Source organism: Streptomyces sp. NPDC039462 (assembly GCF_055639375.1).
On record NZ_JBVKAO010000001.1, the window covers coordinates 1539902 to 1559047 of the forward strand.

General features: G+C 65.9%; 14 protein-coding genes and 4 pseudogenes. 7 read left to right on the forward strand and 11 right to left on the reverse strand.

Annotation, left to right across the window (positions count from 1 at the left end; all coding sequences use genetic code 11):
• Nucleotides 1–157: 157 nt before the first annotated feature.
• Nucleotides 158–1040: pseudogene (locus ACZ7LU_RS06335) on the forward strand (transporter).
• 1246 nt (nt 1041–2286) lie between these two features.
• On the forward strand, nt 2287–4065 hold the full coding sequence (locus tag ACZ7LU_RS06340) for a hypothetical protein (RefSeq protein ID WP_471915862.1): 1779 nt from the start codon (nt 2287–2289) through the stop codon (nt 4063–4065).
• Nucleotides 4066–4111: 46 nt separating this feature from the next.
• Here ACZ7LU_RS06340 and ACZ7LU_RS06345 read toward each other — a convergent pair whose 3' ends face one another.
• The 6 genes and pseudogenes from ACZ7LU_RS06345 to ACZ7LU_RS06370 all read right to left on the reverse strand — a co-directional run bounded on the left by ACZ7LU_RS06345 (nt 4112) and on the right by ACZ7LU_RS06370 (nt 9176).
• Complete coding sequence (locus ACZ7LU_RS06345; protein ID WP_471915863.1) at nt 4112–4756, reverse strand: SMI1/KNR4 family protein; 645 nt, start codon at nt 4754–4756, stop codon at nt 4112–4114.
• Between the two features lie 602 nt (nt 4757–5358).
• Nucleotides 5359–5940, reverse strand: coding sequence for a hypothetical protein (locus ACZ7LU_RS06350; RefSeq protein ID WP_471915864.1), 582 nt, complete (start codon nt 5938–5940; stop codon nt 5359–5361).
• An 80-nt stretch (nt 5941–6020) separates the two neighbouring features.
• Entirely contained in the window at nt 6021–6170 is a 150-nt protein-coding gene (locus ACZ7LU_RS06355; protein WP_471915865.1) for a hypothetical protein, read from the reverse strand.
• 372 nt (nt 6171–6542) lie between these two features.
• Nucleotides 6543–7726 (reverse strand): annotated as a pseudogene (locus ACZ7LU_RS06360) (mobilization protein); the annotation flags it as partial.
• 39 nt (nt 7727–7765) lie between these two features.
• On the reverse strand, nt 7766–8308 hold the full coding sequence (locus ACZ7LU_RS06365; protein ID WP_398307037.1) for a hypothetical protein: 543 nt from the start codon (nt 8306–8308) through the stop codon (nt 7766–7768).
• 11 nt (nt 8309–8319) lie between these two features.
• A pseudogene (locus tag ACZ7LU_RS06370) lies at nt 8320–9176 on the reverse strand (IS5 family transposase).
• A gap of 114 nt (nt 9177–9290) precedes the next feature.
• Between ACZ7LU_RS06370 and ACZ7LU_RS06375 the strand changes: the two are divergent.
• The 3 genes from ACZ7LU_RS06375 to istB all read left to right on the forward strand — a co-directional run bounded on the left by ACZ7LU_RS06375 (nt 9291) and on the right by istB (nt 12029).
• Nucleotides 9291–9425 (forward strand): hypothetical protein, encoded by a 135-nt coding sequence (locus ACZ7LU_RS06375; protein ID WP_471915866.1) that lies wholly within the window; start codon nt 9291–9293, stop codon nt 9423–9425.
• A 226-nt stretch (nt 9426–9651) separates the two neighbouring features.
• Nucleotides 9652–11385: an IS21 family transposase gene (gene istA / locus ACZ7LU_RS06380; protein WP_471915867.1), complete on the forward strand. Its 1734-nt coding sequence runs from the start codon at nt 9652–9654 to the stop codon at nt 11383–11385.
• Entirely contained in the window at nt 11304–12029 is a 726-nt protein-coding gene (gene istB / locus ACZ7LU_RS06385; RefSeq protein WP_471915868.1) for an IS21-like element helper ATPase IstB, read from the forward strand. The genes istA and istB overlap by 82 nt, the downstream gene beginning before the upstream one ends.
• A gap of 12 nt (nt 12030–12041) precedes the next feature.
• Here istB and ACZ7LU_RS06390 read toward each other — a convergent pair whose 3' ends face one another.
• Complete coding sequence (locus tag ACZ7LU_RS06390) at nt 12042–12446, reverse strand: YunG family protein (protein ID WP_471916491.1); 405 nt, start codon at nt 12444–12446, stop codon at nt 12042–12044.
• 185 nt (nt 12447–12631) lie between these two features.
• Here ACZ7LU_RS06390 and ACZ7LU_RS06395 point away from each other — a divergent pair, with 185 nt between their 5' ends.
• Together ACZ7LU_RS06395 and ACZ7LU_RS06400 are read left to right on the forward strand one after the other, a co-directional pair.
• The gene (locus ACZ7LU_RS06395; protein WP_471915869.1) at nt 12632–12886 is read left to right on the forward strand and encodes a hypothetical protein; all 255 of its coding nucleotides are present in this window, start codon (nt 12632–12634) and stop codon (nt 12884–12886) included.
• A 1211-nt stretch (nt 12887–14097) separates the two neighbouring features.
• Nucleotides 14098–14394 (forward strand): hypothetical protein, encoded by a 297-nt coding sequence (locus tag ACZ7LU_RS06400; RefSeq protein WP_471915870.1) that lies wholly within the window; start codon nt 14098–14100, stop codon nt 14392–14394.
• A gap of 1574 nt (nt 14395–15968) precedes the next feature.
• On the opposite strand, the pseudogene ACZ7LU_RS06405 reads toward ACZ7LU_RS06400, so the two are convergent.
• From ACZ7LU_RS06405 to ACZ7LU_RS06420, 4 genes and pseudogenes are all read right to left on the reverse strand, one after another.
• A pseudogene (locus ACZ7LU_RS06405) lies at nt 15969–16135 on the reverse strand (NF041680 family putative transposase); the annotation flags it as partial.
• Complete coding sequence (locus ACZ7LU_RS06410) at nt 16119–16796, reverse strand: class I SAM-dependent methyltransferase (RefSeq protein ID WP_471915871.1); 678 nt, start codon at nt 16794–16796, stop codon at nt 16119–16121. The pseudogene ACZ7LU_RS06405 and the gene ACZ7LU_RS06410, both read right to left, overlap by 17 nt.
• A 321-nt stretch (nt 16797–17117) precedes the next feature.
• Complete coding sequence (locus ACZ7LU_RS06415; RefSeq protein ID WP_471915872.1) at nt 17118–17489, reverse strand: hypothetical protein; 372 nt, start codon at nt 17487–17489, stop codon at nt 17118–17120.
• Nucleotides 17490–17514: 25 nt separating this feature from the next.
• Entirely contained in the window at nt 17515–18099 is a 585-nt protein-coding gene (locus tag ACZ7LU_RS06420) for a hypothetical protein (protein WP_471915873.1), read from the reverse strand.
• Between the last annotated feature and the right edge of the window lie 1047 nt (nt 18100–19146).

Consider the following 19146-nt stretch of genomic DNA (forward strand, 5'->3'; position numbering starts at 1 on the left):
AAGGGGGACTCGTAGATCCCTGGTGACTGGGGGACGCGAGTTGCCTCCAGCCAGGCCGTACGCAGGGTCTGACGCTATCTTGACGACTCCGAAGCCCCTCGTGGAAACAATCCTGCCCCATATCGGCGTTGGTGATCTCCGAGCCGAGGAGGGGAAGGTGTCGGGTCTGAAGCTGTTTCACGCGACCAGTAGCGGTGTGACTGAGGTTACGCCGCGTCTTGCTGAGGTCGAGGCGGATGTGCAGGACCCCGAGGCGCACATGGAGACGATGCTGGGCGTCACCTTCCTGGCGAGCGAGTACGTCATCGACTGCGTCGACGGCGGGCGGATCGACTCGCTGGGCCTCGACGAGAACGGCGCACCCGTGACCGTCGAGTACAAGCGCGGCGCCGACGCAGGCGTGATCAACCAGGGCCTCTACTACATGGCCTGGCTGACGAACCACAGGGACGCCTTCCGGAACCTGGTCCGCGACCAGCTCGGGGTGACAGCCGCGCCCCAGCCTGTGGAGCGAACCCCGGCTGATCTGTGTGGCCGGCGACTTCACCCGCTACGACGCGCACGCCGTGCGCGAGCACCGGCGATCGATCGACCTCATCCGCTACCGCTACTTCGGCAGCGACCACTTCGGCCTGGAGACCGTAGCCTCCGTCACTGGGCACTCGGCTCTGACCGAGCGGGTACGCCGACGAGCGACCGGGGTGTCAGCCCGTAACCAGGACCGTGCGATGGTCGAGCTGGCCTAGGCGGTCGACGAGGTCCTGGTCGGACTCGAGGCCGGCGTCCCCCGGGTACAGCGCAAGCAGTACCGCGCCTACCGACGGCTGCGGAACTTCGCCAGCGTCTGCCCGCCGCAGCAGACCAAGCTCCTCGTCTACCTCAAAGCCGACCCGAGCGAGGTCGACCTCGCTCCCGGCTTCACCCGGGACGTGACCGGGCTCGGCCACCACGGCACGGGCGACTTGGAACTGCAGCTCCGTACGGAGCGCGACCTGGAGCGCGCTGGAGACCTTCTCCGCCTCAGCTACGCCGCGGCATAGAGGTCTCCCGCTAGGGCATCGGCCCACGTGGAGTGTGGGGTTGTGAGCCGTTGTCGTGATGCTGCCTTTCGACGTGATGGGCAGGGAATGGCGGTGGACCACTAATGGTGCGGAGGATCCCCGGTTTCGCTAACCGGGGGATCCGGTGCTAGGTCCCAGGGGCCTCAGCCGCCTCGGCGTCAGCGTCCGAATGCGGCGTTAGCACAGCGGATCGTTCCGCAGGTGCGCAGGCAGCTGCCGGTAGAGCCGCCGTTGTGCCGCGTAGCCATCCTGGCCATCTGTGAACTCGCGGGCCTTACTCCCGTTGCGGTGGGAGAAGCGCACCTGTAGTCCGCCGGAGCGGCCAGTGGTGCTGTGTGCGTAGACACGGCATCCGTACCTGTTGGCGGGCGGAAAGTGGCAGCCGCCGTCCAGTCTTGTCACGTTGACCGGTAGCCCACACTCCGGGTCGGTTAGCAAGGTGATGAAGTCGTGATGGTGATAGGGGGCTCGAACGAGTGGTTCGTGGATGTGGTCGATGATCCACTCATAACCGCCGTGTTTCCGGGCCAGGCTGGTCCAACCGGTGGTCCACAGGGGTGTGCCGATCGTTCGCAGGAGCGGGGCACGGCGCAGCATCCCGCTAGCTACCCAGGCTGAGGCACGGAGTAGACGGTTGCGTCGGGCGGACACGGTGTGGCCTTGGGTGCTGCGATACGGCTTTTCACTGCAGTGCCACTGGTCGGGAGCCTTGGTGGGGCACATGAGGGTGCCGCCCGCGTCGTAGTCGCGCTCTTGCAGTAAAGACGAGTGATGGTCCCGGATCAGTCCGAAACCATCTACCTCTTCGACCGCGAGGTATATCGCAGCACCCAGCGCAGTTCCATTGCGTGCTCTGCAACAGGCGGCGAGGCGGCATGCTTGGGCACGGATGAGCCACAGAATGGCGGGATGCTGCTCAACCGTGGCGTCAATCACAGTCAAGTATGCGGCATTAATAGGTGCATTAGCCACTTGGTGGCATTGTCCCAGCATGCTCAACCCGCATAAAACAGCTCACGGCGAGGACCGCACAACTCGCCTCCTAGTGAGGAGACATGGGTTGAGACACAGGCAGATGGCGAAGTTAGTACGGAGGGCAGCCATAGGCGCTGCCCTCGCTCTTCTTCTAGGCTCCAGTCCGGCACTGGCCGCCGGAGTCGAGGCAAGCATCGACCCCAATGCGGCACCTTCCAGCCGCCCGGCAGCAGGGCCCGAGTCGCGCACCGTGACTGCAGGCAGCAGGCCAGAGTCCGGCAAGACCCCAAAGGCCGGACCGGAGTTCAAGAAGGTCGGCGACGTATGGGCCGTCACCAGTCCCCAGACGGTCCTCCGCAATACGGTGACCGATGCGGATGGCGACAAGAGCACCCAGACTTTCGAGGTCTGGACGACTGACGCCGACGGCAAGCCGAAGGAACAAGTCAAGCTGAAGGACGATGAGTTCGGTGTCATCGTCTCCCCTGCTGTCCCTTCCGGAAGCACGGCCGAGATCACCGTTCCCGCCGGGAAGCTGAAGCCGGGCGTCACCTACACCTTCCACACGTCCGCGTTCGACGGCTCTCTGTATGAGACCAAATGGTCTCCGTGGGCCAAGTTCCGCATCGCGCCGTACGCGACCTTCCCGGCTCCGCAGACGAGTTCAAACATCGATACGGTGGCCCAGAAGGCACAGGAGATCTTCCGCAGTGACCCCGGCGCGTTGGCGATCCGCAAGGCCGGGGGAACGAACTGCTCGAAGGCCGACGCTCAAGGCCGCCAGGTGTGCCTCAAATTCCACCCGGCATCCGAGAAGCAGAAGTCTTTGCTCTCCCCCGAGGCGGCGGTCCCGGACCTCGTGCCGTGGTGCTCCGACAAGCCGTCGGGCCACGACTACATCAACCGCGCGGACGCCTGCCTGAATGATGTCGGCAGCGCCTCGTTGATCTTCACTTCCGGCGGAGACCCGGACAAGCCCCCCTTCGGCGTGGCGACGTTCAACTTCCAGCAGCGGCTGAAGGCGTACCCGAACAAGACGTCCGGCGGCAGTGACTTCGCGGAGTTCGACCAGCAGCTGTTTGTCACCCCCACCTCCATCGATCCACAGCTTCTCGGCGTCCGCCTCACCTGGAACGCAGGAACGGTCTGTGACCACTGCACCAGTACCCGGGTGGCATGGAAGGACTACAAGACGGGGGAGGCCGAGAGGGGGTACTGGCTGGACAGCGAGGTCGGCCAGACGCAGGTGGCCAGCACCACCACGAAATGGACCGGCACTGGTAAGGAGACCATCGGCCTGACGTGGGACATGGTCGGCGCTGTCGATGTCGATCTTGACCTCGCCGCGCGCGCCAACTTCGGCACCAGTGGCAACGAACTCAAGGTCCGCTGCGACGATCTCAGCAAGAGCAGCCTTACACCCGGGTGTGTACTTCCGTACTACACCCCGACCTACACGATGGACACCAACCTCTACCCGGCAGCCGGCGCCTATTACTGGTTCATGCAGCAGCGCATGACCGGAAGGCCGGGTACCGGCGACACGCCCATGCACTACCTCGGCCCGGACACCGCCAAGACCACCCCAAGCGGCGCGCCGTGGACCAGTGACGACAGTCGAAGAGTGGTCTGCCCGACCGCGTGGCCGAGACATCCCATGGACGCTTCGATGGGGTCGCCGACCTGCGACGAGTTCGCTATGGCCTCGACCCACGAGAGTGGCGGCTACCCCGACGCCGGCAACAAGTACCAGGTCTCCTCAGGAGACAAGTGCGCACAGCTCTACGCCAACCCCTCGGGGAGCTCCTTCGGTCTTTTCGCCGACACACGCGAGAACAAGAAGGGCCCCTCCAACGCCGAGAAGTGCGGCCGCGCCACGATCCCAAAGGTTCAAAACGAGAAGGCCTTCACCACGTTTCCGGCCCCTGCCTGGCGCATGCTCGACAATGACGCCTTCTACCTCAGTAACCCTGGCTTCGAACACTGCACCACCACCAGCAGTACCTGCGCGTGGAAGAAGATCAGCTAAATCCTCGTGACGTGTGGGGTGAGTACGCACGCTCACCCCACACTTCTCACCCAGCCAACGGCTGCCACGCCGCTCGCTCGGCTTCATCCACCGGCACCCCCCACACCAGGAACCCGTTCATCAGGCCAACCCCTGCCTGTCCTGCGAGCTCCGGAATTTCCAGGACGTCAGCCATCTCCTCCAAGTAGTCCGCCAGCGACTCGAACTGGACACTGCGCTCCGCATACCTACACCAGTACCAGATCCTGCCGGTCTCAGCGTCCACACACAGACCAGACAGAGCATCTGAGTCCTTCGCAGCGAAGGGAATCCAGGAGGGCCGCCACACCGTGATCTCTTCTGTACTACCAGTCCGCTGCTGCGCCTCTAGAACTTGCTGACGGAGCAGCATCTTTCCCTGATAGACGGAGCGGACGTCCTCGAACGACATCAGTACACACTCCTGCGGCATGAACTGAGGCATTGGATCCGGTCCCGCACCCGCCCGACGGCTCCACAACGCCCTCAGCCCCATGGGCAGACGCACACCCAAAGTCGCCTGCAGTTCGTCGAGCTCCGCCTCGGAAGCGCCAGGCAGCAGGCTCGCGAATGTCGCCGGAGCGTTCCGCTCAAGCCAGGACTCAATACGCTGCCAGGCGTCGTCTATCTGCCGCCACTCAATGCTCTGCTCGCGTGCCGTATGACCATCCATACCCAACACGCTACCCGTCGGCTGCTCACGAGCTCAGTGCGGGACGCAAGGTCCAAGTGTGCTCAACTGCCCCCGCTGTGACCAGATGCGGATTGGCCAGCAAGGTCTCCCCAAGGGCGCCAAGTTGATCGGGAACGAAGAAGAGCAGTCCCAGGGCGTCCCCGACACAGAGACCACCAAAGCAGACGCGCCACCAGACGCGACAGGCCCGAGCGCGACGATTGCCACCCTCGACCAAGAAGTAGAGGGAGTGAACCCGGCAGCTGGCGAGGAAGTCCCCGACGAAACCGTTCCGCCCAGCGACCCGGTCGCCACTCCATAAGATGCTGACGCTGATCCGGTGCCGGGTTCAGAAGACGACGCACGCCCGTGGTGCGGCGACATGCACGACGAAGGCAACGAAACCGACTGCTCGCCGCTGCACACTGAGACCCGCCTGGGTGGCACGCAGCCCCGCAAGGGAGACGCGCTTGCGGGGCTGCGGGTACGGCCGATGGCTAGGAGACGGCCGTTGCCTTGGCGAACGCCTTGTTCAGATGCGTGTCCACGAGGCCGGGCGAGCCGGAGACGATGACTAGGACGCTGCTGCTGCGGATCGCCGTCTACTTTATGACGTTGCGCTGGCCGCCGACGGAGTAGGTGAGCAGCTGGCTCCACTGGTCCTCGCCGAGTGGGGGAGCAGTGGTCGTCTGGGTGGTCACGGCGGTGGTGGTGCTGCCCGAGACGATCTGGTACTTCGGGCAGGAGGCCATCGCGTCGAAGATGCGGCCGACGCCTGCGGAGAGCTTGCTGGCGGTGTCGCTGTAGAGCTCCTCGCTCACCTCGGAGTTGCTGCCGCCGCTGTAGGTGAACACGGCCTTCGCCTTGTTCCGGAAGTCAAGGCTCTGGTCGTTCGCCGCGTCCCCGCCGAGCTCGTCGAGGGCGGGACACCCGATCACCGTGACGTCGTCGTTGTGCTGAGTGCGCTCGGGTTTGGGTACGTAGCCCTTGCCCAGCTCCCTTTCGGCCAGGAGCTGTTTGCCCAGTGCGGCCGAGGACAGCGGTTTGGCGCCGACGGCGTCGCTTCCACCGCGGGGTGTGGACGTCGCCGTCGGGGAGGTGGCGGAGCTGCCTGCGGAGCAGGCGGTCAGGGCGAGTGCGGCGAGTGTGGTCAGGGTGAAGGCAGCCGTGGTGTGGTGACGCATGCGAAACCCCTTGGTGTGCGAGCGGACGGTCTGACCTGGGCCGACACGCGATCCGCTGCCGGCACGAGGGGCTGCGGGGGTCAGCGGCCCAGGTGGCGCAGGCCGTCGTCCAGGGTGGAGTGGAAGTGGTCCACGGGACCGGAGTTACGGTTGTACCAGGCCGGGTCCAGCCGCGGCTCCGCAGTGTTGTGGCCGGCTCGGCAGCGCAGCCAGATCGTGTCGTCGCGCATGCTGAAGACGATCCAGTCCCGGTACGCCGCACTGCGGGCACTCACGAACCTCGCCGTCGATGACGAGCGGCTGTTCCCAGCGCATCATCAGTCCCTCGACCTCGTGGCGTGAGGGCATGCGACGGTCGGGCGGCAGAAAGTCGGGCACCTCCTGGACGCCCGTGCCGTTCTGCGCGGCCGGCGTCGGCTCGGCGGCCGGGCCGACGAAGTCGGGCGCCGCCCAGATCGCGTGCATCTGCAGCAGAGCCTGGCCGGCGAGCTGGGCGTCACGGAACTCGCGGTCAGCACGTCGTCGAAACATCTGTCCCCCTCTTCGTCGTTGATCGGCACACGGAGAGTGCCCCAGTCGCTGACCTGCTGCAACTTGCGGATTCAGTAATCACCTCGCCCTCTGGACCGGGTGTTGAGCCCGTTGGAAGGCCGCTTCGGCCGCCGGGCGCTCTGCGGCGTGGAGGTGCCCGGCTCGGGCATGGCGGAGGCGTCAGGGGGCAGATCGGCCAGCCGCCGCAGCCGCCGGACCAGGACGTCGCTGACCGACTCGGCGGTATCGAGTTCGCGGCGTGCGACGGCCTCGGCGAGCAGGGTGGCGGGCTCGTGGCCGGCGGCTTCGACGTCAGCGAGGGTGGCGGCGGGCGCGTGCCAGCCGGGCTCGGCGAGGATCTGCTCGGCCAGCTCCGGAACCGCCTGCCGCAGGTGGGCCACCTGGCGGCGCTGCAGCGGCTGGGAGAGGCGGCGGCCACGGTGGCGCAGCGCGGCTATCGGATGCTGGGCGGCGGACTGGTAGGCCGCGCGCAGGTGTTCGGCGGCCTGATGGGCGGCAGCGGCCTGCTGGGCGTGGTTCTTCCGGCCGTGCCAGTGGGCCGCGGCGATGACCAGGAAGGCGACCATGTCGATCACCATGGCGGTGATGGCGCCGTCCTCTCCGCGCCCCAGGGCAGGTCCGCCGTAGATGAGGTGGCGGGCGGCCTGGCGCAGCGCGTGGTCGTGTCCGCGCTCGGCCTGTACGTGGGAACGGGATGCCCGCTCGCAGGCCCGTGCCGCGTCACGGAGTTGTCTGCGGGTGTGGGCGGCGGAGGTCTTGGCCAGGGCATCAAGGACCTCCCCGGCCGCCGCGATGTACGCGGCGACCTGCTGGTCGTTGCCGTGGTCGATGATCAGGACCGCCTGCCAGGCAGCGGCTGCCGCGCGGCGCCGAGCCTGCGCCGGACCGCTCGGCGCGCCGGCGCGGTCATCGGCGGAGGGAACTCCTAGCGGCCGGACCAGCGTTCGCGGATGCGGGGCAGCGAGAGGTCGGGGGCCAGCGTGGAGCCCGCGAAATAGACCGGTTCGTCGTCCTCGTTACGGTCATTGACCAGCGCGACCTTGTAGCCGAGCAGGTCACCGGAGGGCGCTTGGCGCTTGCGGATGAGCAGGCCGGCGGCGGTCAGCCGGTCGAAGAACTCCTCCTCATTCTGGGCGCCGGCCACGGCGCGGCGGACGGTCTCGCGCTCCCTTCGCGGTGGGCGGCGCGCCGACCGTCGCCGAGCTGGTCGCGTGGATCGCGGCCCGAGCCCTGGCCCGGCGGCCTCTTAAGACGTCGTTTCCTTTGGCCAGTCCTATCGGCGCCTCAGCAGGCGAGCCTGCTCTGCCTTCAGGTGAGTGAATCCCTCTCGGGCATAGGCTCCGAGTTCCTCGCCCGGAAACGCCACCACTGAGAAGTGCTTGTCGTAGTTGCCCTGCGCCCAGCGAGCTGCCGTGATCTCGTAGCCCGATACATGTGCGCACAGTTGGAGCAAGAGCGGCGGCATTTCTGACTCTCGCAGGAGGTCTGTGTGCTTGAGGACGAGGTCGCGCATGGCTCGGATGTTCGGGATGAAAACGGTGGTGGCCCACAGGCGCCACTCGGCGACTTCCTCCTCGGTGGGCGGAGTCTCGTGCGCGAACGGGGATATGCCGTCGGGGCGAGCATGTCGCTCCATGAAGGTGCTGTAGGTGCGGCTATTGGATTCTGTGAGGGCGAAGAGAGGCCCGTACAAGTCGCTGAGCTGGCGGTTCAGGCGGGAGAGACGTTCTTGGCGTTGGGATAGTCGAAGGCTGTTGAGATAGGCGGCGACGTAGCCCAGGAGCGCCAGACCGACCGTGACGGCTGCTGCGATCATGGAGGGCGATACTAGTGAACGGCGGGCCCATGGGGCAGTCGGCAATAGCAGATGATCATCGCTGCGATACCGACGAAGGCCAGGAAGTGCAGCAAGTGTTCGGGCTTGCGTTTGTGGCGACGGTGCAGGCGTCGGCAGCCTGCCAGCCAGGAAACGGTTCGCTCCACGACCCAGCGGTGTCGGCCCAGCCGCTGTGAGGACTCGACGCCTTTGCGGGCGATGCGGGGTGTAATGCCGCGTTCGCGGAGCCATCGGCGCAGGTGGTCGTAGTCGTAGCCCTTGTCGCCGTGGAGTTTGGCCGGCCGCCTTCTACGAGGCCCGCGGCGTGAGCGGATGGGCGGAATGCCGCGGACCAACTACGCCAGGCCCTGACTGTCGTGCAGGTTGGCGCCTGAGATGCCGATCGACAGCGGCAGACCGTTCCGGTCGGTGATCAGGTGGATCCTCGATCCCAACTTGCCACGGTCGGTCGGATTCGGTCTGGTCAGTGGCCCCCCTTACTGCCCGGAGGCTGACCGAGTCGATGGAGCAGCGCGACCAGTCCAAGGCGCCGCAGGCGCCCAGTTCATCAAGCACGACACGGTGGAGCCGAGCCCACACCCGATCTCGGCTCCACTGGGCGAACCGCGGTAGACCGTCTGCCAGCACGGACCGAACACGGGTGGCAGTTGCGCCACGTGCATCCTGAAGTGGCTACGAACACGATTGCCGTCAGGACCTCGCGATCCCCGGCCCGACGCCGGCCGCCGCCCTGCGGACGTAACACCTCCGTCGGCGGCACCACCTGCCGGAACATCTCCCACAGCTCATCTGGCACCAGACGCTCAGCAAGACTCACCACACCAAGCAAAGTAGCCGGGACAGCCATCAGAAACGATGTCTAAAGCAAAGCTGCGGAACGGTTCCTATCCGCATCGGCCGAGTGGGGCTGGCCGTTGCGACAGAGGCGCGCTATTGAGTACGCACGCGGGGGGCGAGCGAGGTGGGTTTCCTGGTCCTGGAACGCACCCGCACCATCCCCACCTCGACCGTCAGGGTGCACGACGCGGAAAAGGCCACCACCGACGTCCTGCCCTGGAACCAGGCCAAGCAGCACAAGAACGGTGGACAGTCGTGACTGCGGAGGCATCAGGCAGGACAGGAGTGCCGGCCGCGCCGCTATCTGAGCGGATAGCGCAAGATCCTGGTAGGCGGACAGTTCGGGTCCTAGCCGGTGGACAGCTCATCTCCCTAGCAATTGGGCCATCCGTGGATGTTCCGAACGCCAATTCCGAACAGATGATCCCTCTGGGGATTTGCTCGTGATTGCCCATCACATGTGAGCCAGTCCTCCCGGAGGGATCGTGAAGAACAATGCCAGGGAAGTCATGCAGATCTTCGAGGCGCTGGACGCGACCGAGTGCGTGTACTCGGCGGCTCAACTGGCCGGAGTCGACCCGAAGACGGTGCGGAGATACGCACGGATGAGGGACGCTAGGCAGCCCTTGGATACTCCGTCGGTACGCACGAAACTGATCGATCCGTACATGCCGAAGGTCGAAGAGTGGGTCGAGCGGTCACAGGGCAGGGTCCGCGCGGACAAGCTGCACGAGCGTCTGGCGCTGCTCGGCTTCGCCGGGGACGAGCGCACGACGCGGCGGGCGGTGGCCAAGGCGAAGGAACGCTGGAAGGCCGGGCACCGCCGCACGTATCGGCCGTGGATCACCGAGCCGGGCTTGTGGGCCCAGTTCGACTGGGGTCAGGGCCCGAAGGTGCCTGGTCCGGGCGATGGGGAGCCGCGCGAGACGCTGTTGTTCTGCGCCTGGCCGGCCTGGTCGAGGTTCCGGGTGGTGATCCCGACCTGGGATCGCACCTTGCCGACGGTGATCTCGTGTCTGGACTCGACGCTGCGGCAGTTCGGCGGTGCCCCGACCTACGTCCTCACCGACAACGAGCGCACGGTCACCGTCGACCGGGTCGTCGGCGTCCCGGTCCGCCATCCGCAGGCGATGGCCGCGGGCCGGCACTACGGGCTGCAGGTTCATACGTGTGTCCCGTTCGATCCGGAGTCCAAGGGCGGCTCGGAGTCGACGGTGAAGATCGCGAAGGCGAATCTGGTGCCGACCGAGGCGAATCTGCTGGATCAGTACGCCAGCTTCGTCGAACTGCGCACTTTCTGCGCTGAGTTCGGCAAGAAGGTCAACAACCGGGTCCACCGGGAGACCGGCAAGACCCCGGCCTCGATGCTCGACATCGAGAAGGTGCGCTTGCACCCGCTGCCCGCCGGCCCGCACACGCTCGCGCTCGGTGAATCGCGGCTCATCTACTCCGACCAGACCGTCCGGTTCGGGTCGGTACGTTACTCGACGCCGCCGGGCCTGGTCGGCCAGGAGACTTGGGTGCGTGTCGACGGCGACGAACTCGTCGGCGTGGCCGATCTTTCGCACCTTGTCCGCCGTCCGGCCTGGCTGCACGGCCACGCCGGGCTGACCGAGGTGGCCCGGCACCAGATCGTGCTGCCGGGACGGCCGGTGATCGAGCCGGCCCACTACCCCACCGAGGTCAAGGAAGCCTTCCTGCGTCTTGGGCCGGGCGCCGAGTCCTGGCTGGTCGAAGCCTCGGCCCGCGGAGTCACACGGATCCGCACCAAGATGGCCGCCGCCGTCGAGCTCGCCGCGCTGATCGGCGTTGGCGAGGTCGACCTCGCCCTCGGCCTGGCGGCGACCGGGGACCGCTTCGAGGACGAAGCCCTCATGTCGATCGTCCAGCACCGTCGGCCCGGGTTCCGCGCCGATGACCTCGTCGTCGCCGACGAGGCCCATTCCGTCCAGCCGGGCACCTCCGTCTGGGCCGACTTTGGCCGCATCAACAGCGGTCCTGACCAAGGGAGTTCATCGTGGTCGACACTGCCGTACTCGACCCCGCGTCCATCCCCGCCGTCACTCCGCCCGGAATTGTCCCGCCGCCGCCCGCGGCGCCGCCGATCCCGGCCGAACTCGAAGCAGTCCTCAAGTGAATGCGGTTCCCCTACCTGCGAGACGCCGCCCCGGACATCCTCGCCACCGCCCGTTCCCAGAGATGGGACCCCGCCGAGGTAGTCCGCGTCCTGCTCGAAGAAGAGATCAAGGGACGCGACGCGGCCACCAAACGCAACCACCGCAAGCAGGCGAACCTGCCCAGCGGCAAGACTTTCGGCTCCTGGAAAGAAGAGCTCTCCTCGATCCCGGCCCCGACCCAGCAGGCACTGATGATGCTGGAATGGGTCCACAGCGCGGAGAACCTCACGGCCGCGGGCCCCTCTGGGACGGGCAAGAGCCACTTCGCCGAGGCCCTGGCCCACAAAGCGATCGAACAGGGCATGCAGGTCGCCTGGTTCACCCTCGAATCGCTCACCGCCTACCTCGGCAAAGCCACCGTCGACAACACGGTCGCCAAGGCCGTCGCGAAGATCACCCGCTGCCACCTCATCGTCATCGACGACATCGGCATGCTGCCCTGCGGACAAGCCGCCGCCGAAGCGTTCTACCGCGTGATCGACGCCGCCTACGAGCGTCGATCCGTGCTCGTGACCAGCAACCTTCATCCCTCAGGCTTCGATTCGATCATGCCGAAGACCTTGGCCACCGCCGCTGTCGACAGGCTCCTGCACCATGCTCACGTCGTCCTGACCGAGGGCTCCTCGCTCCGGCTGGCTCAAGCCGCCAGCGGCCAGGGCGTCGTCCCGCTCAACCGCCCGGACTGATGCCCAAGCCGTCTAAAGAGCAGGCTCGGGCAGCGAACCGAGATGCCCGATGACCCGCTCGCGAAGGAGGAGGTACTCGTCCCAGCGGCGCAACGGGCCAGGTGGACGTTCGACGACCCAGCCCTCGGTGACCGTCTGGCCGCGCTGGAACTGCTCACGCGTCAGATCCATCTCGACACCGCTGGGCAGCCGGTTCCACATGTGGAATCCGTGCTGGACTCCGTCTAGGTGCACTTCGCCGGCCATGAGGTCGCCGCCGAAGATGTCATGGACGATCAAGGCCGTGATGTCGCAGTGGCCCCAGGCCGGATTCTCCGACTGCCAGCCCGAGCGAGCAAGGTCATCCGGAGAGCAGGTGTCAGCGGCCCAGCTGGCGCGCAGGGCACGGTCCAGATCGATCAGGTTCCAGGGGATCATGCCGGCAGCATCGCAGTCACCACTGACATCGAGCTCCATCTGAGGGACGAAAAGTCATACCGGACAAGGAGATCAGCTGTCCGCCTACGGAGAGATCAACTGAGCGCTCACCCAGATGTCCCACTGTCCGTGGACACTATCTGCAGACCAATAGATGTCAGTGGTTTGCCCTACGGTTCCGTCTCATGGGCTATGACGTGCACATCGCTCGTCGCGAAGACTGGTGGGACGAGAGCGGGCCGGAGATCACTGAGCAGGAGTGGAAGGCGGTGGCCGCCGCTGACCCCGACCTGCAGTTGGCCCTCGCCGTCACTGGTGAAGACCACCCCTGTCAGTGGACCGCGGACATGGTCATCCATCCGTCCGAGAAGCGCTACGGCGCGGCTAGCCAGTGGTTCTCGCCAGCAGATATCAGCGCCAAGAACCCACCGACATCCTGATCCTCAAGATGCAGAACTGACACGGGTTGTTGACGCCTGAGTCCAAAGCGACGATGGCGAGCACTACGACGGACCCCACCTCAGATGCCGAGGTCGAAACGAGTCGGCCCCCGGGGCCCGCTTCAGCCGGAACAGACGACATCCGATCTTCCACTGGCACCGCTGCAAGCCATAAGAGTGGAGCCACCACCGGCCGTTGGAGCCAAGCCGGGCCTACTCACAGAGAGAAAGGGATATGGTCCAGGCATATCAGCGTCGGGAGGGGGCTCTCGTGGCAATTCGAGCATTCGGTGAGAAGAAGTCACCGTCGGAGTGGGCAGCCGATGAGCGATGCGTGGTCTCAAGTGCCGTCTTGCGGCGTCGGATTGGTGCGCGTTGGGAAGCGGAGAAGGCAATCACCGCCCCGTTCGTGGGCCCTACGGAGGAGTCGGCCCAGAAAGGCATTGGGGAAAAGGGCATGGACTCCGCAAAGCGGGTCTACGTGCCTCCACAGCCGGAGAAGCCAAAGAGGAAGCGGCGGGCGGCGGCACGCGGGCAGATCAGGCCGGTGCCGAAGCTGGAGGAAGGGTGGGACGACAAGGCCCCCTCCGCTGGGCAGCTCTCGACACAGCGCAGCAGCAGTGTCCGTACGGTTGGTGGCGGCCTGCCTTCTCTCGGGAAGCGCCGCTGACCTTTTGCTAGTCGTGAACGGGACGGAGTTTCACGCCTCCGTGCGGTGAATCTCGTGTGCGTGATGCGGCAGGGTGCCTCGGTGGGGGGAGGAGGAGCGGCGCGGTAGCGCAGGCGGCAATGGCAGTTGAGCGTGAGGTCGGCGGGGGCGAATGGATCACCGGGGTAGCGCATGGCCGAGCCGCGAACCGTGTAAGGCTCCGACAGACAGGGCTACGCCGTTCAACTCCAGGTGAGCGGGCCGCACTCGGGCATCCTTTCGCGTGTTCCACGTACGCAGGACGGCCGGGCCAGCCTTCTCGGCAGCAGCGTCGGCTGCGCCGTTCACGGTTGTGACGGAGCAGGACTCGGTGAGTAGAGAGACGAAAGTCGGAGTGGGCGCACGGTAGAACGCGGTGACTGCATTGGTGGGGTCGTCGAGCGTTCAGTCTCGTGTTGCGCGGTATCGAGGACGTCGGCTAGGAGCTGTTGGGGTGGCCATGGTCCTGTCGGGTCTCCGAAGCCGGTTGCCCAAGTTCCGTTTGCCGCGGGACCCTCACTGAATGGATGAAGTTGAGGGTCTGATGCTGGTGCGGGTTGTGCAGACGTCTTCCGCCCACCCGTCCCAGTGGGATGCTTGGACGGCGGAGGGCCAGTACCTGTATCTCCGGTACCGGCATGGCGCAGGCTGCGTCGAGCGGCACCCTGGCCCTGACATCGACACACCAGATTCCTGGGACGAGGGCCTCTCGAAATGCCTGGTCGAATGGGACGACGGCACGGGCAGCGGAGTCATCAGCCTTGAAGGCTTCCTCGCGGCCTCTGGCTTGGCGTTGGCTACTGACGCATTGGTGAGCTGACGCGGTAAAGCGCTGTTATGTACGGAGCCAGATCGTTAGGGCCGCTGCGGTGGCCGTGCGAGGAAGACGACGCGCCTGCACAGTCTCAGCCATCACACCTCAAGTGGTCGGAACGAACGTGACCACTCATCCAACCGTCCCAGCCGCCAATCCGGCGAACCTTCCCGGTCAGAGCACTAGTCACTTCTGGATGAGTCCTGGGGGGCGATGAGGAGCGCACTTTTCCGCCTTCGATGTAGGCCGTCTCGCCGGTGGCGAGGGCCTGCAGACCGGCCAGGACCCGTAGCCGTCCTGGTGTCGGAAGCTCGTCGATGACCCGCATGGTGGGCAGTACGCACGTCAGCCCGTGGGTCGATGTACAGGAGCTGTCCGACGTCCTCCCGGGTCATCGGATCCGTTGCCAGTACGTGCGTGATGACCTTCCTGCGGCGCGCCTGTACCCAGGCCAGGGCGACGCACCGTAGAAGGGGGAGCCCGCCCGGGGCGCCGCGAAGGACGTCCTGGGCGGCCTGCTGCGGGGTCTGACCGTCGTGCACGGAACCCGTGGGGATCATGAGGCCGCCGAGAAGGTCGACGACGACCAGCGCGTCCGCGCCAACCGGGACGAGTACGGAAACTCCGATGACCGGAGGCCGCCAGTCCTCGTACGGGGCTGTCGTCCGCGCAGGGAGGAGTGCCGGTGCCGTGATCGTCGGCATCAGGCATCGCCTGCTACAGCAGCAACGATCTCTTCGAGGTGCTGCGGCTGGCTCGTGCTCGAGATGGGGGCGACGTGACTGCCGAGGTTGAGGAGCCAGAACAGAGGGGCGAGGACTCCATGTGTGCGGGGCAGGGCGCCGGCGTCGAAGGGGCGGTACGGCACATACGGGATGTCGAGGTCTCGGCAGAGTTCCAGGGCCGGGTCGTATGGGTCGCTGATGTTGAGGACGCCATGGCCTCCCTCAGCTTGGCCTCCGTGGCAGCGGACACCGGCATCAGAGATCGCCTCCGTTCTCCTTAAACGACCGGGTGATCAGCCGGACGTCTGTCGGCCGCAGTTCCAGGGACTCCCGGCGAGGAGGCGCCATACGCTTCTCAGCCAGGGTGGTGACCAGGTCCTTCTCCTCGGCCAGCCAGATCGGAGCGTGAGCGCGGGTGATCGTCGAGCTGCAGCACTTGGCGGGCTGTGGCAGGCTCCCAGCAGTGGCCCCTGTCCGCGTTGCGCGTCCGGAAGTCCTTCCTGGCATTCGGCCTGCAGGGCGTCGAACAGGCAGTGGTTGAGGGTGCCCCAGTGCAGTTCGGGGAACTGCGAGTGCAGCAAGGTGGCCATCATGGTCTCGTCCGCAAGTTGGGCTCGAAGCTGCGGGTCGGCCTCGATCGTTGTCAGGACGCGGTCCAGCCAAGCATGCAGGCGGGCCGCCCCGGGGCCGACCGCGACCGGCTCGCCGCGGTGCCGGTCCTTGAGCAGGCTCACCAGCTTACGGGCGGCCGCGAACTCCAGTTCTCTGTCGAATTCCTTGGCTCAGCCTGCGTCCATCTGCCCGTAAGCCGGGGTGGACCAGTTCGACACTGCTCGGCGGGCAGCATGCTTGAGCCAGTGTCAGATCCACCGGCGAGGTCACCGGACCTCCGTGCAGAGCAACGCGTCGCCAAGGTCGAACAGTTCGTCCCCGCGGACGGGCAGGCAGTCAAATAAGTCCTTCCGGAAGCATGACGCTTGCGCGAATGCAGCCCCGGGACCGGCGTCAGGCCGCAGACTCACTTTCACGTGCCTTCAGAGCGATGAGGCGATACAGAGGGTCCGGACGCGGTACATCCTGGTCCGGTAGCTCGGAGAGCCGCCGACTGACCTCCGCAGCCTGATCCGGGTCGGCACGCGTGCACCACGGGAAGCGGCCTGCGCCGATCACCTGGCGCCACCTGCGCGGGCTGCGGCCCTGACCAGTACCTGGGAACACAGCCTCGCCGAGCAGCCTCAACCCGTGCCCGGCCGTCCAGTCGAGCACCCGGGCGACGTGATCAGGCCCATGAGGCGCGTACTGGCGTCGCAGCTCCGCTGTGATCTGGGCTATGTCGCTGTCCTCGACGAAGTACGCATCATCCTTGTCGACGGTAGTGATCAGCACACCGCCGGGCCGCAGCACCCTGGCCGCCTCAGCCAGCACCGCGGCAGGGTCCGACAGCAGATGCAGCAGCCAGACCATCACCACGGCATCCACACGGTCCGACGCGACAGGAAGCTGCGTGGCATCGCCGCATGCCGTGGCTCCCGGCATTCGCTGGGCGGCCAGGCCAAGCATCCCGGGTGAGCGGTCGACCCCCAGCACCGTGCGCTCCGGCCGCAGCAGTCTCCGGGTGACGATGCCCGTGCCGCACGCGATGTCCAGGAGTGTGCAGGGGCCTTGAGGCAGCAACTGTCCCAAGGCGTCCGCCTGCTATCTGGGCAGGATGCAGGTCTGCACTGTTCATCACCGGGGGACATCATGCCGCCCTGGCTCCGCGCCCTGGAGCCCGGGCGCACCAGCCGTTCATCGCGGGGCAGCCCTTACTAGGTGTTTCTCAACCTCGCAGGCACGTGTGGGACAGATCCGTCGAGGCTGCCGTTTTGGATTCGGTGCATGGCCAGGCCCGGGTGCGTTGCCAAGGCCACCGCGCCGTTGGGCACGCGCTGCCGCGAGGTTGCTGCGGCTGGCGAGGCATTGAGCCCCGCCAGCCATCTGGCGGGGCTCGTCGTGGGCCACGGTCTAGAGAGTGACGCCTGACATGCCTGCGAGTGCCCCCAAGCCGACGGGGAGCACCAGGGCGATCTGCTGCGCAGGGCCCCAGCCCTTTCGGCGCGCCAGTGCTGGCAGACCAGCTGTCGCGATGCCGAAGACAGCCGAATGCAGCGTCAGTTCATGCCAGCCCAGGGTGCTCCACTTACGCGTGACAAGCCCCAGGATGGTCATGGAACCAGCAAACAGCAGGCCTGCGGTGACGACGTCCGTGCCCGTGAGCACCCACGGCTCGGGACCGTCCTTTCGGCTGTGGCGCACCATCTGATAGATGAAGGCCACCACCAGCGCGGACTGTGTCACTACGGCGATGACGAACGAGATGAGGAAGGTGGTTTGCATGGCCCCTCCTTCGCTTGAAAGGAGGTTAGCTGCAGCTCTTGACGAGACCGGTGACACCGGTGACTTCACCGAACATGGCGATGACCAGCTTGAGCCGCTCTTCCTTGTTGCCCGCCTGGACGATGAGTTTGGCGCCCTTGACGACACCGCCGAACTTCTTCGCCTTCATGACCAGCAGGGCGTTGCCGGCGACGAACGCGCCGAGCGCACCGACGCACTGGGTGACCTTCAAGGTCTTTTTCCAGGACCAGCCGTACATGACGGCGCCACCGTCGTTGGCCTGTCCTGAAGCGATCTCTGTCGCGGGGCGCTCAAGAATGGGCAGTGCGGCCTCTTGACCCTCCTTGTTGCCCGGGTACATGACTTCGGCGACCTGCTCGGCGGAAGGGTTCTTCGGAAGGGCCAAGAGGCGTTCTTCGAAGCCGTCTTCCTCTACAGCGGCCAGCAGGTCGATGCCGTCCTGAGCGTTTGTGACCTGATCGGTCTGCTGAGCGTGGTGTGCCTTGACGGCCCCCTCCACCTGAGCGGCGGACGCCACTGGGCCGGGGATCGCCACTGCCATGGCGGCGCAGGCGCTGATCGTGGCAATACGTATGGACTTGCGATTCACGTAGAATCCCCCTCTGTGGAAACAGTGCGGGCACGCTGGCGCACTAAGTGGCCTAGGAACCATGCGCGGTGTGCCCGCACTCCGACTGGTCCGGATCTCAAGGCCAGGTCAAGGAATGTGACCCACTTCACCTTTGTTTCCATGGGCATATCGATCTCGCATTGTCTTGATGCAAGGTCTGGTGGCGATGTCTCCTTCAGCTCGATGGTCCCGTCCGAGGTGGTTCAAAGGGTGGCATGCGTCGATCATTTGACGCTTCAAGTCCTGTTGGCGTGACCGAGCTCAGGCGGCGACTCGCGACTACTCATGCCGTGACCGGCCCTGGCGAACCGCCTCCTGACCTGACGGCGGCCCTTGGGTGTGCGTCGTTGCTACCCCGCCGACGGTGACACGAGCATCTCCTCCAACTGAGAAGCTCAACTTCGTTGCCTTGGGGGCCGGCTCTGGAGACCAGTGTTTGGTACACGGATCTGCATCGCAGTGTCGACTATGGTGAGATCCGTCGACTATCGCCACCTGATTGCTATCCAGTGGCCCCATGTACGACAGCGGTACTGGAGACTTCGCGGTCGATGTGTATGGCGCCGCCCTGACGGGATCACGGCGCCCGGCTTGACGCCGCGCGTGCGACCGGCGCCCTTCCTGAATCCGTACTACGTGCTGGACACAAGCTTCCTCTGAATCGCACCCGGTGAGTCCCCGCACATTCACCTCGGTCCGGGGTAGCCAATCCAACAGTGGGGCGCTGGGGGAAGTCTCTGGGGCCAGGACCTGGAGTCAATGCTGAATTTCGGTGAAGGTGCCTCTTGAGTTGTCTGATTGTCTGAGGGGAACGCCTCTCTGTGCAGGCCGCGACGTTCGTCGTCCCCTGGTCCTCACTCCTGGGGGTCAAGGGGTCGCAGGTTCAAATCCTGTCGTCCCGACTCGTAAGAGTCGCAGGTCAGGGGCCGTTTCAGGGAAATGTGAGACGGCCCTTCGGCCGTTTTCGGGCACCTGGTGGCACTGTGAGTCGGGGACCCGGGCCGCCTCCACCGCCGTGTCCGAGCA

Bases quoted from the DNA above. Each gene is read 5' to 3' on its own strand.
- ACZ7LU_RS06345 (WP_471915863.1), bottom strand. From the start codon at position 4,756: ATGGATGGTCATACGGCACGCGAGCAGAGCATTGAGTGGCGGCAGATA.
- ACZ7LU_RS06415 (WP_471915872.1), bottom strand. From the start codon at position 17,489: ATGCAAACCACCTTCCTCATCTCGTTCGTCATCGCCGTAGTGACACAG.
- ACZ7LU_RS06365 (WP_398307037.1), bottom strand. From the start codon at position 8,308: ATGATCGCAGCAGCCGTCACGGTCGGTCTGGCGCTCCTGGGCTACGTC.
- istB (WP_471915868.1), top strand. From the start codon at position 11,304: ATGCGGTTCCCCTACCTGCGAGACGCCGCCCCGGACATCCTCGCCACC.
- ACZ7LU_RS06400 (WP_471915870.1), top strand. From the start codon at position 14,098: ATGGATGAAGTTGAGGGTCTGATGCTGGTGCGGGTTGTGCAGACGTCT.
- ACZ7LU_RS06390 (WP_471916491.1), bottom strand. From the start codon at position 12,446: ATGATCCCCTGGAACCTGATCGATCTGGACCGTGCCCTGCGCGCCAGC.
- ACZ7LU_RS06350 (WP_471915864.1), bottom strand. From the start codon at position 5,940: ATGCGTCACCACACCACGGCTGCCTTCACCCTGACCACACTCGCCGCA.
- ACZ7LU_RS06355 (WP_471915865.1), bottom strand. From the start codon at position 6,170: ATGCGCGACGACACGATCTGGCTGCGCTGCCGAGCCGGCCACAACACT.
- ACZ7LU_RS06395 (WP_471915869.1), top strand. From the start codon at position 12,632: ATGGGCTATGACGTGCACATCGCTCGTCGCGAAGACTGGTGGGACGAG.